Origin of the sequence: Streptomyces sp. NPDC002054 (assembly GCF_040296685.1) — a bacterium.
Taxonomy (GTDB): domain Bacteria; phylum Actinomycetota; class Actinomycetes; order Streptomycetales; family Streptomycetaceae; genus Streptomyces.
In genome coordinates, this window is sequence record NZ_JBEOXT010000037.1 from 31977 (window position 1) to 46558 (window position 14582).

The window sequence follows — 14582 nt, forward strand, 5'->3', positions numbered from 1 at the left end:
CCCCCCATGGCGGCGCTTTTGCCGCGTTTTCCCTCCGCAGCGGTAGGTGACATATAGCATCGCTGCCGTGACGGGGAGAGACGATCGCATCAACACCACAGGTACGGGGCCCCAGTTGAGCCCGCTGGGCCCTGAGGATCCGCGCGAGGTGTCGGGGTACCGGTTGCTGGCCAGGATCGGCGAGGGCGGCATGGGATCGGTCTACCTGTCCCGGACCCGGGGCAACCAGCCCGTGGCCCTCAAGGTGATCCGCCGGGAGTACGCGCAGGACGACGAGTTCCGGCGGCGCTTCGAGCAGGAGGCGCGGTCGGCCCGGCAGGTGCAGGGCTACCACATCGTCCCGGTCGTGGACCACGACACGGGCGGCCCCCAGCCCTGGCTGGCCACCACCTATATCCCCGGCCTGCCGCTGGATTCGGTGCTGGCCGCGTACGGGACGCTGCCGCTGCCCGCGGCCCTCCAGCTCGTCGGGTGCGCGGCGGAGGCCCTGCAGGCGGTCCACAAGGCCGGGGTGATCCACCGCGACCTGAAGCCGAGCAATGTGCTCATCGGATCGCAGGGGCCCTGGGTCATCGACTTCGGTATCGCGCGGGCCGCCGACGCCACCCAGCTCACCCGCAGCGGCGGGTTCATCGGCACCCCGCAGTACATGTCGCCCGAGCATGCGAACGGCCTGCCCCTCACGCCCGCGACCGATGTCTTCTCGCTCGGCCTGATCGCCGCGGTCTGTGCGGCCGGCCGCCATCCGTACGGGGATGCCGGGGCCATCACGGTGGCCGCCCAGATCGCCAACACCGAGCTCCGGCCGCCGGACCTGAGCGGCTACCCGGAGCCCCTGCGGACCGTGCTGACGCACTGTCTGGCGGCCGACCCGGCGGCCCGCCCCACCCCTCAGGCCCTGGCCGAGCTGTGCCAGGAGCTGAGCGGGCGGCACTTGCGGGACTTCGCCGGCTGGCTGCCGGCCCCGGTGGCCGCGGACATCGCCGGGCGGGAGCGGGCGGCGGAACACCTGCCGGAGCCTGCCGACCCGGGCCCGGCGGCGTACGGGGCGACCGTCCCTCCGGAGACCCCGTACGGCACGGGCGGGTACGGCACCGGCGGGTACGGCACGGGTCCGTTCGCCGCCGGCCCGGACACCGGGGCGACGCACCTCCGGCAGGGGGCTGCCACCCCGCCCCCGGCAGGCCTGCCGGGAACTGCACCGGTCGCCGCCCCCGCCCGCCGTACCGGCCGCCGCCTGGTGATCGGCGCGGTCGCAGTGGCCGTCGTGGCGGTGGCCGTGGCGGGCTGGGCGCTGACCCGGGGGGAGGACGATCCGGACTCGGCCGCGGGCGGGAAGCCGGGCGGCGGCGCGCAGCCGCAGTCCTCCCCGAGCGCCACGCCCTCGCAGCAGCCGACCGCGTCACCCCCGAAGGCCCCGGCCGCCGGCTCCCCGTCGGCGCCGTCGGCCCCCTCGGCTCCGGCCGGCGTCACGTACAAGGTGGTGTTCGAGAACCGGCCGTTCGCGATGCGCTTCCCCTCCACCGGGTACACCCAGGGCGATCTGGACGCTCCCAAGATGGTGCCGCTGGGCGCCGACAGCGGCGCGACGGAGCTGGTCTACTCGGCCGCCGCGAACGGCAAGGGCTATCAGGTGCTGAAGTTCGAAACCCCGACCGGGCTGAGCGAGGGCACCACACCGGAACAGTGCGAGAAGGCGGCCGGCGGCAACGCGCTGTCCCAGGAGCTGGACGCGGAGATGATCGAGAGGTATCTGACTCCGGGCGCGGTCCTGTGCACCGTCACCAAGGACAAGAACCTGGCGATGATGAAGATCACGAAGGTGGAGGACAACGGCGGCAAGCCGGACTTCCTCACCGAACTGACCCTCTGGAGCCCAAAGAAGCCCTGAGAAGCCCTGACCGGCACCAGCACCGGCACCGAAGGCCGGGCTTCCCCCTGGAAAGCCCGGCCTTCGGCGTATCGGGGAGGCCTCAGCAGCCCGCGATGATCTCGGCCGCCGCTCGCCCGCAGACGCGCGAGGCGCCGTGCGTGGCGATGTACAGGGACCCGCGCGGCTCGGCCCGCGGCAGGCCCATCTCCACCACCACCGTGTCGGGCCGGGCCGCGACCAGCGCGTCCAGGACCTCGGCCATCCACGGGTGGCGGTGCGCGTCACGGACCACGGCCACCAGGGTGCGGTCGCCCGCGGCGGCCAGGATGTCCGCGGCCGAGGAGCCCTCCGGGAAGCGGGCCGCGTCCGTGTCCGGGACCAGCGCCGCCAGTTCGGCCGCCACGCCCCACGGGGTCTCGTCCCCCACGGCGATGTTCGCCACCGGGACGAGCGTGGCCACGTACGGGCGGGACAGGTGGACCGGCTTGCCGGTGGCGCGGACCGCGCGGCGGGCCGCGGTCAGGCCGATGTCGATGCCGATGCCGGTGCTGATGCCGGGCGCACTCCCCTCCTGGTGCGCGCCCGGCGCGACAGCTGCCCGGGAGCGCCGGGTCCAGTCGGCGAGGGCCCGCACCCGGGCGGCGGCGTCGGCGAGCCGCTCCTCGGGCAGGCTGCCCTCGCGTACGGCCTCCACCAGCGCGTCGCGCAGGCGCAGCACGGTCGCCTCGTCGGCGAGTCCGCCGCCCACACAGATCGCGTCGGCGCCCGCGGCGATCGCCAGGACCGAGCCGCGCTCGATGCCGTAGGTGCCGGCGATGGCGTTCATCTCCATGCCGTCGGTGACGATCAGGCCCTCGTAGCCGAGCTCCTTGCGCAGCAGTCCGGTGAGGATCTGCGGGCTGAGGGTGGCGGGCCGGGTCGGGTCCAGGGACGGGACCAGGATGTGCGCGCTCATCACGGCCTTGGTGCCGGCGGCGATGGCTGCCTTGAAGGGCACCAGCTCGCGGGCGTACAGGGTGTCGAGGTCCGCGTCGATGCGGGGCAGCGCGTGGTGCGAGTCGACGTTGGTGTCGCCGTGGCCGGGGAAGTGCTTGGTGCAGGCGGCGACGCCGGCGGCCTGGAGGCCGCGGACGTACGCGGCGGTGTGCCGGGCGGCGAGGTCGGTGTCGGCGCCGAAGGACCGTACGCCGATGACCGGGTTGTCCGGGTTGGAGTTGACGTCGGCGGACGGGGCCCAGTTGAGGTTGACCCCGCACTCGGCGAGCCGGCGGCCCAGCTCGCGGGCGACCTCCCGGGTGAGGTCGGTGTCGTCCACGGCGCCCAGCGCGAGGTTGCCGGGGAAGGAGGAGCCGTCCCGGACCTCCAGGCGGGTGACGTCGCCGCCCTCCTCGTCGATGGCGACGAGTACGTCGTCCCGCTCGGCCCGCAGCTGCGCGGTGAGCGCGGCGAGCTGCTCCGGGGAGGCGATGTTCCGGCCGAACAGGCCGACGGCGGTGAGGCCCTCGCCGGCCTGGCGGAGCAGCCAGTCGGGGGCGGTGGTGCCCTCGAAGCCGGGCTGGAGGACGGCCAGGGCGTCGCGCGTGACCTGATCGTTCGAATCGGACGCAGTGACGCGGTGCGCAAGGACAGTCATGGTGCCGTTATCCCTTCACGGCGCCGGCGGTCATCCCGCCGACGGCCTTGCGCTGGAGGAAGACGAAAACGAGCAGGACCGGCAGGGCGAACAGCGTGGAGGCGGCCATGGTGGCGCCCCAGTCGTTGCCGAAGGCGGTCTGGAACTGGGTGAGCCACAGCGGCAGGGTCTGGGCGGTCTTGTCCTTGTTGAGGATCAGGACCATCGCGAACTCGTTCCAGGCGGTGATGAAGCCGAAGAGCGAGGTGGACATCAGGCCGGGGGCGAGCAGCGGGAAGATCACCTTGCGGAAGGCCTGGCCGCGGGTGCAGCCGTCGATCTGGGCGGCCTCCTCCAGGGTCACCGGGACGGCGGCGATGAAGCCGCGCAGGGTCCAGATGGTGAAGGGGAGGACCATCACGAAGTAGATGGCGGTGAGCAGCGGGAGGCTGTTCAGCAGGTCCGCATCGCGGGCGATCATGTACATCGCGATGACCATGACCTCCCAGGGGGCCATCTGCGCCATCATCACGGCGAGCACGAGGCCCTTGCGGCCCTTGAACTTCATCCGGGCGATCGCGAAGCTCGCGGCGAGGGCGACGAGCAGGGCGAGCAGTACCGCGGAGACGGTGACGATCAGGCTGTTCCGGGCGTAGGTCCAGAAGAGGTCGACGTCGGTGGCGGTGCCGAAGTTGTCGAAGGTGGGGACGAAGAAGAAGACCGGGTCCTTGGTGAGGATCTCGCTCGACGGCTTCAGCGCCGAGGAGAACATCCAGTACACCGGGAAGACGAACACCACGGCGAGGAGCAGGGCGCCGAGGTTCTTGGCGACGGCTGCGGGGCGCAGCGGCTTGCGCTTGCGCAGGACCTGCCGGGGCTGCTGGGACTGCGCGGGCTGCTTGGTCTGCGCGGGCTGCTTGGTCAGCTGGCTCACTGCTCATCCTCCTGCTTCAGGATCAGGCGGAAGTAGAAGGACATGACGACCACGAGCATGAGGATCGTCAGGATGGAGATGGCGGCGGCGAGGCCGTAGTGCTGCTGGGACTGGCCCTCGATGTAGGCGAAGACCGGGAGGGTTTCGGAGGCCCGGTCGGGGCCGCCGGACCGCATGGCGTAGACCTGGGTGAACGCCTTGAAGATCCAGATCACCTCGAGGAAGGTGGTGACCAGGAAGAAGGGCTTGAGGCTCGGGAAGACGACCTTCCAGAAGGTCTGCCAGCCGTTCGCGCCGTCCATCTTGGCGGCCTCGTACAACTCGGCGCCGACCGTGGTGAGGCCGGCGTACATGTTGAGGGCGACGAACGGGATGGAGCCCCAGATCAGCAGGATGGCGATGATCACCAGGGTGGAGAAGCCGGTCTCGAACCAGTTGTGCTGCTCGTAGCCGGAGAAGCCGAGGGTCCGCATCAGCCAGTTGACGACGCCGAACTGCTCGTCGAAGAGCCACTGGAAGACGGTGACGGAAGCGACGATGGGCATGGCCCACGCCATCACCAGGGCGAGCGAGAGGACCAGGCGCATCCACTTGCCGAGGCGGTTGAGCAGGATGCCGATCAGGCTGCCCAGGATCATGATCAGGGCGACGTTGGCGGCGGTGAAGACAAAGGACCGGACCACCACGGTCCAGAACTGCGAGTCGCCGAGCAGCTGGGTGTAGTTGTCGAGCCCGATGAACGGCGCCTTGCGCTGGATCAGCTCGATCTTGTTGACCTGCTGGAAGGACAGCAGGAGGTTCTTGAACAGCGGGTAGAGCAGCAGTCCCGCGATGCAGATGACGGCCGGCGCGACGAGCACGTACGGCAGCCAGCCCGACGGGAGCGAACTCCGGCCCCCGCGAGGAGACGGCTGGACAGGGTGGCCGGCCTTGGTCGGCGGCGGTGTCGTCGGCCTTCCGGCGGACTTCAGTGGTGCGTCCTCTGGAGCGCCGGTCGCCGCTCCCTGGGAGTGCACGGTCATGTCTTGGTTTCCTCGCGGTTGACTGTGTCGTCAATGCGCGACCGGGGGCACGGCGGGCGCGTGGGCGCCTGCCGTACCCCCCGGTGCGTTGTCCTGCTGCCCTGTGGGCCCTGCGGGTGGGTGTTACTTGTTGATGCGGCTCGCGATTTCCTTGTCGGCCGCCTCGCCCGCCTTCGCGGCGTCCTCACCCTTCAGGACCTTGGTCATGAACTCCTTGATGGGGTTCGGCTCGGTCTCGACGTTCGCCCAGCCCGGGGTGATCGGGGTGATCTTGCCGGAGACGGCACCCTGGGCCATGGCCTCGGCGAAGGAACCGGCCGGAGCCTTGAAGTTCGCGGCCTCCTGGTTCGGCAGCAGCGCGCCCTTGAGCTCGGCGGCGTACTTCGTCATCTGGTCCTTGCCGGCGGCCAGGGCCAGCCACTCCTTGGCGAGGTCCTTGTTCTTGGAGCGCTCGGCGACGGCGAGGTTGGAGCCGCCGAGGAAGGTGGCGCCCGGCTTGTCGGCGGTCTTGCCCGGGATCGGGAAGAAGCCGAAGTCGGCCTCCTTGCCCGCCTCCTTCAGGGCCTTCTCGGCACCGGCGGCCTCCCAGCCGAGACCGATCCAGGAGGCGACGCCGCCCTTGGGAACGATGTCGGTGGACTGCTGCGGGGTGGCCTCGTCCTTGTCCTTCGGGGCGGTGGAAAACGCCTGGAGCTTCTTGTAGAAGTCCATGCCGTTGGCGGCGGCCGGGGTGCCGAGCTGGCCCTTCCACTTGTCGCCGTCCTTGACGGCGAGCTCGCCGCCCTCGTCCCAGACGAAGCCGGCGAGGACGTACCAGCTCTGGCCCGGGAGGTAGATCGGCTGGGCGGCCGGGTCGGAGGCCTTCAGCTTCTCCAGGCCGGCGATCCACTCGTCGCGGGTCTTCGGCGGGGTGATGCCCGCCTTGGCGTACGCCTTCTTGTCGTAGACCACGACGCGGTTGGCGGCGTACCAGGGGGCGGAGTAGAGCTTGCCGTCGACCTCGGCGGAGGGGAGCATGCCCTTGGCCCAGGCGTCGGCGCCGAACTTGGCCTTGTCACCGGTCAGGTCGGCGAGGCCGCCCGTGACCGCGTAGCCGGCGGTCTGGGTGTTGCCGAGCTCGATGACGTCCGGCGGGGTGTTCTCGGAGAGGGCCGTGGTGACCTTCTCCTGGATGCCCTTCCACTGCTGGACCTCGACCTTGACCTTGGTGCCGGGGTGCTTGGCCTCGAACTCCTTGTTGACCTCGGCGATCCAGGCGTCGGGCGCGGAGCCGTCCATCACCCAGACGGTGATCTCCTTGTTGCCGTTGGCGTCGGTCTTGCCGCCCTTGTCGTCGCCCCCGTCGCCACACGCCGCCAGACCGATGACCATGCCCGCGACACCGACCGCCGCAATGAGCTTGCGCTTCACGCCACCCTCCTCAGGGATGCTGCTTTGCACTTCCCTTGCCCGCCGCGATGACCTACGCCAAGTCGTGCCTGTGGGGCTGGGATCTGGTCGATGATTGGTTTAGACCAGTACCCGGAGCTTGGCCTAGACCTTTAGGGGTGTCAAGGGTCTAATAAACGAGTGCTCGGTCCGTTACCGGACCGACACCTGAGGGAGGGGCGAGGTCCGCCCTCCGGCACGTGTCACGATGTGACCGCACAAATCGGAGGAGCCGGTGACGGCAACGAAACTGGAGTCGGGAAGGCGGGCGGCAATGGCCACCGAAGGGGCGCTCACGGAGCCGGACGGCGGGGCAGCCACTCGCACCGCACGTGTGCCCAAGTACTACCGACTCAAGCGGCACTTGCTCGAGATGACCGAGACACTGCCGCCCGGCACGCCGGTGCCGCCGGAGCGCACCCTCGCGGCCGAGTTCGACACCTCGCGCACCACCGTCCGGCAGGCCCTGCAGGAGCTGGTGGTCGAGGGCCGGCTGGAACGCATCCAGGGCAAGGGCACCTTTGTCGCCAAGCCGAAGGTCTCCCAGGCGCTCCAACTCACCTCCTATACGGAGGACATGCGGGCCCAGGGCCTGGAGCCGACCTCCCAGCTCCTGGACATCGGCTACGTGACCGCCGACGACACCCTGGCCGGCCTGCTCAAGATCGCCGCCGGCGGCCGGGTGCTGCGGATCGAACGCCTGCGGCTGGCCAGCGGCGAGCCGATGGCCATCGAGACCACCCACCTCTCGGCCAAGCGCTTCCCGGCCCTGCGCCGTTCGCTGGTCAAGTACACCTCCCTCTACACCGCCCTGGCGGAGGTCTACGACGTCCACCTCGCCGAGGCGGAGGAGACCATCGAGACCTCCCTGGCCACCCCGCGCGAGGCCGGCCTGCTCGGCACCGACGTCGGCCTGCCGATGCTGATGCTCTCCCGGCACTCCTACGACGCCGACGGCGAACCCGTCGAGTGGGTCCGCTCGGTCTACCGCGGCGATCGATACAAGTTCGTTGCCCGACTCAAGCGCCCCGCGGTCTGATTCGTAGTTGACTCTCGTACCGGATTGCGGACGGGGGCTTACGTTCACCGGGACGGTCCCCGTAGATTCCTGCGCTCACGCAGATGATCAACGAGGGGACGAGAGCCGTGCCGGAACCGGGATCAGAAGGAACAGTCAGGACATCAGGCGCAGTCGGGGAAAACGGCCCCGAACGCCGTATGACACCCCAGTCGGTTGCCATCTGGGTGCTCGTCGCACTCGTGGGGGCGATCGGCTGGGGTGTGCTCGCGCTCTCCCGCGGCGAGGAGATCTCGGCGGCCTGGCTGCTGGCCGCCGCGCTGGGCTCGTACGCGATCGGCTACCGCTTCTACTCGCGGTTCATCGCCGACCGGGTGCTGAAGGTCGACCGGACCCGAGCCACCCCCGCCGAACGCCTTGACAACGGTGTCGACTTCCATCCGACCGACCGCCGAGTGCTGTTCGGCCACCACTTCGCCGCCGTGGCCGGCGCCGGCCCGCTGGTCGGCCCGGTGCTCGCGGCACAGATGGGCTACCTGCCCGGCACCATCTGGATCGTGGCCGGCGTCATCTTCGCCGGCGCCGTCCAGGACATGGTCACCCTGTTCTTCTCCACCCGGCGCGACGGCCGTTCGCTCGGCCAGATGGCCCGGGACGAGATCGGCCCGGTGGGCGGCGCCGCCGCGCTGATCGCCGTATTCGCCATCATGATCATCCTGCTCGCGGTGCTCGCGCTGGTCATCGTCAATGCGCTGGCGCACTCGCCGTGGGGCGTGTTCTCCATCGGCATGACCATCCCGATCGCCCTCTTCATGGGCTTCTACCTGCGCGTCCTGCGGCCCGGCCGGGTCACCGAGGTCTCCGTCATCGGCGTGGCCCTGCTGCTGCTCGCCATCGTTGCGGGCGGCTGGGTCGCTGAGTCCTCGCTGGCCGGCACCTTCACCCTGGAGAAGGAGACCCTGGTCCTCTGGATGATCGGGTACGGCTTCCTGGCCTCGGTGCTGCCGGTCTGGATGCTGCTCGCGCCCCGGGACTACCTCTCCACGTTCATGAAGGTCGGCACCATCGCCCTGCTGGCCGTCGGCGTGGTCATCGCGATGCCGACGCTGAAGATGCCCGCGGTCACCGATTTCGCCGCGGGCGGCAACGGTCCGGTCTTCTCCGGCTCGATGTTCCCCTTCGTCTTCATCACCATCGCGTGTGGTGCCCTGTCCGGCTTCCACTCCCTGGTCTCCTCGGGCACCACCCCGAAGATGATCCAGAAGGAGACCCAGGTCCGGATGATCGGCTACGGGGCGATGCTGACCGAGTCCTTCGTCGCCGTCATGGCGGTGATCACGGCGTGCATCCTGGAGCCCGGGCTCTACTTCGCCATCAACTCCCCCGCCGGAGCCATCGGGACCACGGTGGAGTCGGCCTCCCAGGCGGTGACCAACTTCGGCTTTGCCATCTCCCCGGAGGCGCTGACCCAGGCCGCCAAGGATGTGGAGGAGGCCAGTCTGCTCTCCCGCACGGGTGGCGCGCCGACCTTCGCACTCGGAATGTCGGAGATCTTCTCCGCCGTGATCGGCGGCTCCTCGATGAAGGCGTTCTGGTACCACTTCGCGATCATGTTCGAGGCGCTGTTCATCCTGACCACGGTGGACGCGGGCACCCGGGTGGGCCGGTTCATGCTCCAGGACACCCTCGGCAATGTGCACAAGTCCTTCCGGGACATCAGCTGGAAGCCGGGCGTGTGGTTCGCGAGTGCCATCGTGGTCGGCGGCTGGGGCTACTTCCTCTGGGTCGGCGTCAAGGACCCGCTGGGCGGCATCAACCAGCTGTTCCCGCTGTTCGGCATCGCCAACCAGCTGCTGGCCGCGGTGGCCCTGGCGGTCTGCACCACCCTGCTGGTGAAGTCCGGGCGTCTGAAGTGGGCCTGGGTGACGGGCGTTCCGCTGGTGTGGGACGCGGCGGTGACCCTCACCGCGAGCTACCAGAAGATCTTCTCCGAGGACCCGAAGGTCGGCTTCTTCGCCCAGCGCGACAAGTACCAGGACGGCATCGAGGCGGGGAAGGTGCTGGCGCCCGCCAAGTCCATGGACGACATGCACACCGTGGTCACCAACTCCACCGTGGACGGGGTGCTGTGCGCGCTGTTCGCGCTGCTGATCCTGGTGGTGCTGGCGGACGCAACCCGCACCTGCTTCAAGGCCATCGCGCGGCCCGAGTCGGTGAAGCTGTCCGAGGTCCCGTGGACCGAGTCGAAGATCGTCGCCCCGGCCGGGATGTTCCCGACGGCCGAGGAGCGGGCGGAGCTCACGGACGCCGGCCTGGACTCGGGCGGCGGCAAGGTCAAGGAGCCGGTGGCGTGAGCTCCGCGCGGCGGCTGCTGGCCCGGGTCCGGTACTTCGTACGGGAGTTCTCGGGCGAGGCGGCGTACGACCGGTACGTCGCCCACGCCCGCAGCCACGACCCGGCGGCGGAGGTGATGACCCGCCGCGCCTTCGAGCGGGCCCGCACCGACGCCCGCGAGGCGGACCCGCGGAACGGCTTCCGCTGCTGCTGAGCCGTACCCGAAGGGCCCCGCCGACTCCTGCGGCGGGGCCCTTCGGCGCGCTCGGCGCACCCGGTCCTGCACACTGCGGAGAGCCCGGCCGCACACCCGCTGCGCACCTACGCACTGGAACTGAACGCGCCGCGACAGTAACCACGCCGACCGACACGGACACAACATGTGGGGGGTCACGCATCAACGGCCCCCCACATGTATGCTCATCCCTGCTGTCGCCGCAGGGGAATCCGGTGCGAATCCGGAACTGTCCCGCAACGGTATGAAGTGCACCTTTCTCCAGAAGGGACGCGCAAGTCCGAGCACCTGCCGACGGTGCGCCCAGACCGACCGGTCCGGGTGCCGATTCGTCCGGGCCTCGCGGTTGGGCCGGTGGACGCCATGCGGCGCTGTACACGTTCTCGTCACGCCCGCATGCGCTGCCTCACGCCCCGCCGCCGAAGGTGACCGGAGCCGAGTGAGGGAGAGCTCCCCCCGTGACCATCGCGCCTGCCGCACCGCGAGCCGAGTCCGACCTGCCCGAGACTTCGTCCGGGGGCCCTGGTGCCGCGCTGCTGCGGACCCTCACGGAACTCACGGCCGACCTGCCCGACACCGACCCCGGCCGGGTCGCCGCCGCCGCCCTGCGCGGCCGGAGCTCGGCCGCGGACGAGGCCGAGCTGCGCGGGCTGGCCACCGAGGCGGCTGCGGGGCTGATCTCCGAGGACCCGGCGTACTCCCGGCTCGCCGCCCGGCTGCTCACCCTGGCCATCGCCGAGGAGGCGGCCGGGCAGGGCGCGGCCTCCTTCGCCGAGTCCGTCGCCGTCGGCCACCGCGAGGGGCTCATCGCCGACCGCACCGCCGCGTTCGTCGAGACCCACGGCACCCGGCTCGACGCCCTGGTGGAGCACTCCCTCGCCGAGGGCGCCGACGACCGGTTCGGCTTCTTCGGCCTGCGCACCCTGCACAGCCGCTACCTGCTGCGCCACCCGATCACCCGTCAGGTGATCGAGACCCCGCAGTACTTCATGCTGCGCGTGGCCTGCGGTCTCGCCGAGAACGAGAGCATCGAGGCCCTGGAGGAGGTCGCCTCGCTCTACCGCCTGATGAGCCGGCTGGACTACCTGCCCTCCTCCCCCACCCTCTTCAACTCCGGCACCCGGCACCCGCAGATGTCCTCCTGCTACCTGCTGGACTCCCCGCTGGACGAGCTCGACTCGATCTACGACCGCTACCACCAGGTGGCCCGGCTCTCCAAGCACGCGGGCGGCATCGGCCTGTCGTACTCCCGGATCCGTGCCCGCGGTTCGCTGATCCGCGGCACCAACGGGCACTCCAACGGCATCGTGCCGTTCCTGAAGACCCTCGACGCCTCCGTCGCCGCCGTGAACCAGGGCGGCCGGCGCAAGGGTGCCGCCGCCGTCTACCTGGAGACCTGGCACGCGGACATCGAGGAGTTCCTGGAGCTCCGCGACAACACCGGCGAGGACCAGCGCCGTACGCACAACCTGAACCTGGCCCACTGGATCCCGGACGAGTTCATGCGCCGGGTCAACGCCGACGCCGACTGGTCGCTGTTCTCCCCGGCCGACGTGCCCGAGCTGGTGGACCTGTACGGCGCGGAGTTCGACGCCGCGTACACCAAGGCCGAGGCGGCGGGCCTGGCCAAGAAGACCATGCCGGCCCGCGAGCTGTACGGCCGCATGATGCGCACCCTGGCGCAGACCGGCCAGGGCTGGATGACCTTTAAGGACGCCTCCAACCGGACCGCGAACCAGACCGCGCTGCCCGGCACCGTGGTCCACTCCTCCAACCTGTGCACCGAGATCATCGAGGTCACCAACGACGACGAGACCGCCGTCTGCAACCTCGGCTCGGTCAACCTCGGCGCCTTCGTCGTGGGCGGGGCGATGGACTGGGAGCGGCTGGACGAGACCGTCCGGACCGCCGTGACCTTCCTCGACCGGGTCGTGGACATCAACTTCTACCCGACCGAGCAGGCCGGCCGCTCCAACGCCAAGTGGCGTCCGGTAGGCCTGGGCGCGATGGGCCTGCAGGACGTGTTCTTCAAGCTGCGGCTGCCCTTCGACTCCGCCGAGGCCCAGGCGCTCTCCACGCAGATCGCCGAGCGGATCATGCTGGCCGCGTACGAGGCCTCCGCCGACCTGGCCGAGCGCAACGGCCCGGTGCCGGCCTGGGCCCAGACCCGTACCGCCCAGGGCGTCCTGCACCCCGACCACTACGACGTGCAGCGCCACTGGCCGGAGCGCTGGGACGCGCTGCGCGCCCGGATCGCGAAGAGCGGCATGCGCAACTCGCTGCTGCTCGCCATCGCCCCGACGGCGACCATCGCCTCGATCGCCGGCGTGTACGAGTGCATCGAGCCGCAGGTCTCCAACCTGTTCAAGCGCGAAACCCTCAGCGGTGAGTTCCTCCAGGTCAACGCGTACCTGGTGGAGGAGCTGAAGCAGCTCGGCGTGTGGGACGCGCAGACCCGTGAGGCGCTGCGTGACGCCTCCGGCTCGGTGCAGGGCTTCGGCTGGATCCCCGCCGAGGTCCGCGAGCTGTACCGGACGGCCTGGGAGATCCCGCAGCGCGGTCTGATCGACATGGCGGCGGCCCGTACTCCGTACCTGGACCAGAGCCAGTCGCTGAACCTGTTCATGGAGACGCCCACCATCGGCAAGCTCAGCTCGATGTACGCGTACGCCTGGAAGCAGGGTCTGAAGACCACCTACTACCTGCGGTCCCGCCCGGCGACGAAGATCGCCCGCGCCGCATCCGGCAGCGCCGCCGTCCCCGCCGCCGCCACCCCCCTCCCGCAGGCCGTCGATGCCGACGCGCTGGCCTGCTCCCTTGAGAACCCCGAGTCCTGCGAGGCCTGCCAGTAATGAGCTCCACCGACAAGAACCTTCTCGACCCGGGCTTCGAACTGACCCTCCGTCCGATGCGCTACCCGGACTTCTACGAGCGCTACCGGGACGCGATCAAGAACACCTGGACGGTGGAGGAGGTCGACCTGCACTCCGACGTCGCCGACCTCGCGAAGCTGACCCCGGCCGAGCAGCACATGATCGGCCGCCTGGTCGCGTTCTTCGCGACGGGCGACTCGATCGTGTCGAACAACCTGGTGCTGACGCTCTACAAGCACATCAACTCCCCCGAGGCGCGCCTGTACCTCTCGCGCCAGCTGTTCGAGGAGGCCGTGCACGTCCAGTTCTATCTGACGCTGCTGGACACCTACCTGCCCGACCCGGACGACCGCGCGGCGGCGTTCGACGCGGTCGAGGAGATCCCCTCGATCCGCGAGAAGGCGCAGTTCTGCTTCAAGTGGATGGACTCGGTCGAGAAGATCGAGCGGCTGGAGACGGCCGCCGACCGGCGCCGCTTCCTGCTCAACCTGATCTGCTTCGCGGCGTGCATCGAGGGCCTGTTCTTCTACGGCGCCTTCGCGTACGTGTACTGGTTCCGGTCGCGCGGTCTGCTGCACGGCCTGGCCACCGGCACCAACTGGGTGTTCCGGGACGAGACCATGCACATGAACTTCGCCTTCGAGGTCGTGGACACGGTCCGCAAGGAGGAGCCGGAGCTCTTCGACGACGCGCTCCAGCAGCAGGTCACCGACATGCTGAAGGAGGCCGTCGAGGCCGAGCTGCAGTTCGGCCGCGACCTGTGCGGTGACGGCCTGCCGGGCATGAACACCGAGTCCATGCGCGAGTACCTGGAGTGCGTGGCCGACCAGCGGCTGGTCCGGCTGGGCTTCCCGCCGGTCTACGGCTCGCAGAACCCGTTCTCCTTCATGGAGCTGCAGGGCGTCCAGGAGCTGACCAACTTCTTCGAGCGCCGCCCCTCGGCCTACCAGGTCGCGGTGGAGGGCACGGTCGACCTGGACGAGGACTTCTAGGTCCGAACTTCCAGGTCCGAACCTCTCGGTCCGAACCGCTCTTGCTAGCGTCCCCGCCCATGGGAAGAAGCACCTGGTCGACCAGGTCCTTGGGCGGGGGCGCTCTGCTGTGTGCGGCGGTGGCGCTGTGGCGGGCGCTGTTCCGGGCGGGGCCGCCGCTGCCCGATCCGTGGCTCGCCGTGCTCGGGTCGGCGGCGGTGCTGTGCGCGGCCGGCTGGGTGTGGGCGGCCGTCCGGCCGGTCCGGCCGCCGCGGGCCGTTT

10 protein-coding genes and 1 riboswitch are annotated in these 14582 nt (G+C 70.1%); of the genes, 6 read left to right on the top strand and 4 right to left on the bottom strand.

Annotation, left to right across the window (positions count from 1 at the left end; all coding sequences use genetic code 11):
- Positions 1–67: 67 nt before the first annotated feature.
- A complete protein-coding gene (locus ABT123_RS29315; protein ID WP_351320121.1) occupies positions 68–1891 on the top strand; it encodes a serine/threonine-protein kinase in 1824 nt (607 codons plus the stop codon).
- 82 nt (positions 1892–1973) lie between these two features.
- Here ABT123_RS29315 and ABT123_RS29320 read toward each other — a convergent pair whose 3' ends face one another.
- From ABT123_RS29320 to ABT123_RS29335, 4 genes are all read right to left on the bottom strand, one after another.
- Positions 1974–3506 (bottom strand): glycoside hydrolase family 3 protein, encoded by a 1533-nt coding sequence (locus ABT123_RS29320; protein WP_351320123.1) that lies wholly within the window; start codon positions 3504–3506, stop codon positions 1974–1976.
- 7 nt (positions 3507–3513) lie between these two features.
- On the bottom strand, positions 3514–4350 hold the full coding sequence (locus ABT123_RS29325; protein ID WP_351320212.1) for a carbohydrate ABC transporter permease: 837 nt from the start codon (positions 4348–4350) through the stop codon (positions 3514–3516).
- 65 nt (positions 4351–4415) lie between these two features.
- Positions 4416–5441: a carbohydrate ABC transporter permease gene (locus ABT123_RS29330; protein ID WP_351320125.1), complete on the bottom strand. Its 1026-nt coding sequence runs from the start codon at positions 5439–5441 to the stop codon at positions 4416–4418.
- A 123-nt stretch (positions 5442–5564) separates the two neighbouring features.
- On the bottom strand, positions 5565–6851 hold the full coding sequence (locus tag ABT123_RS29335; protein WP_351320127.1) for an extracellular solute-binding protein: 1287 nt from the start codon (positions 6849–6851) through the stop codon (positions 5565–5567).
- Positions 6852–7143: 292 nt separating this feature from the next.
- Between ABT123_RS29335 and ABT123_RS29340 the strand changes: the two genes are divergently transcribed.
- The 5 genes from ABT123_RS29340 to ABT123_RS29360 all read left to right on the top strand — a co-directional run bounded on the left by ABT123_RS29340 (position 7144) and on the right by ABT123_RS29360 (position 14321).
- On the top strand, positions 7144–7908 hold the full coding sequence (locus ABT123_RS29340) for a GntR family transcriptional regulator (RefSeq protein ID WP_351320129.1): 765 nt from the start codon (positions 7144–7146) through the stop codon (positions 7906–7908).
- A 179-nt stretch (positions 7909–8087) separates the two neighbouring features.
- Positions 8088–10241, top strand: a complete 2154-nt coding sequence (locus ABT123_RS29345; RefSeq protein ID WP_351320131.1) for a carbon starvation CstA family protein — start codon at positions 8088–8090, stop codon at positions 10239–10241.
- Entirely contained in the window at positions 10238–10435 is a 198-nt protein-coding gene (locus ABT123_RS29350) for a YbdD/YjiX family protein (protein WP_351320133.1), read from the top strand. The genes ABT123_RS29345 and ABT123_RS29350 overlap by 4 nt, the downstream gene beginning before the upstream one ends.
- A gap of 202 nt (positions 10436–10637) precedes the next feature.
- Positions 10638–10766: riboswitch (cobalamin riboswitch) on the top strand.
- A 148-nt stretch (positions 10767–10914) separates the two neighbouring features.
- Positions 10915–13308 carry a ribonucleoside-diphosphate reductase subunit alpha gene (locus ABT123_RS29355; RefSeq protein WP_351320135.1) on the top strand — a complete coding sequence of 798 codons (2394 nt, stop codon included), beginning with the start codon at positions 10915–10917 and terminating at the stop codon, positions 13306–13308.
- A complete protein-coding gene (locus tag ABT123_RS29360) occupies positions 13308–14321 on the top strand; it encodes a ribonucleotide-diphosphate reductase subunit beta (RefSeq protein ID WP_351320137.1) in 1014 nt (337 codons plus the stop codon). Before ABT123_RS29355 ends, ABT123_RS29360 begins: the two co-directional genes overlap by 1 nt.
- The last annotated feature ends 261 nt before the right edge of the window (positions 14322–14582 follow it).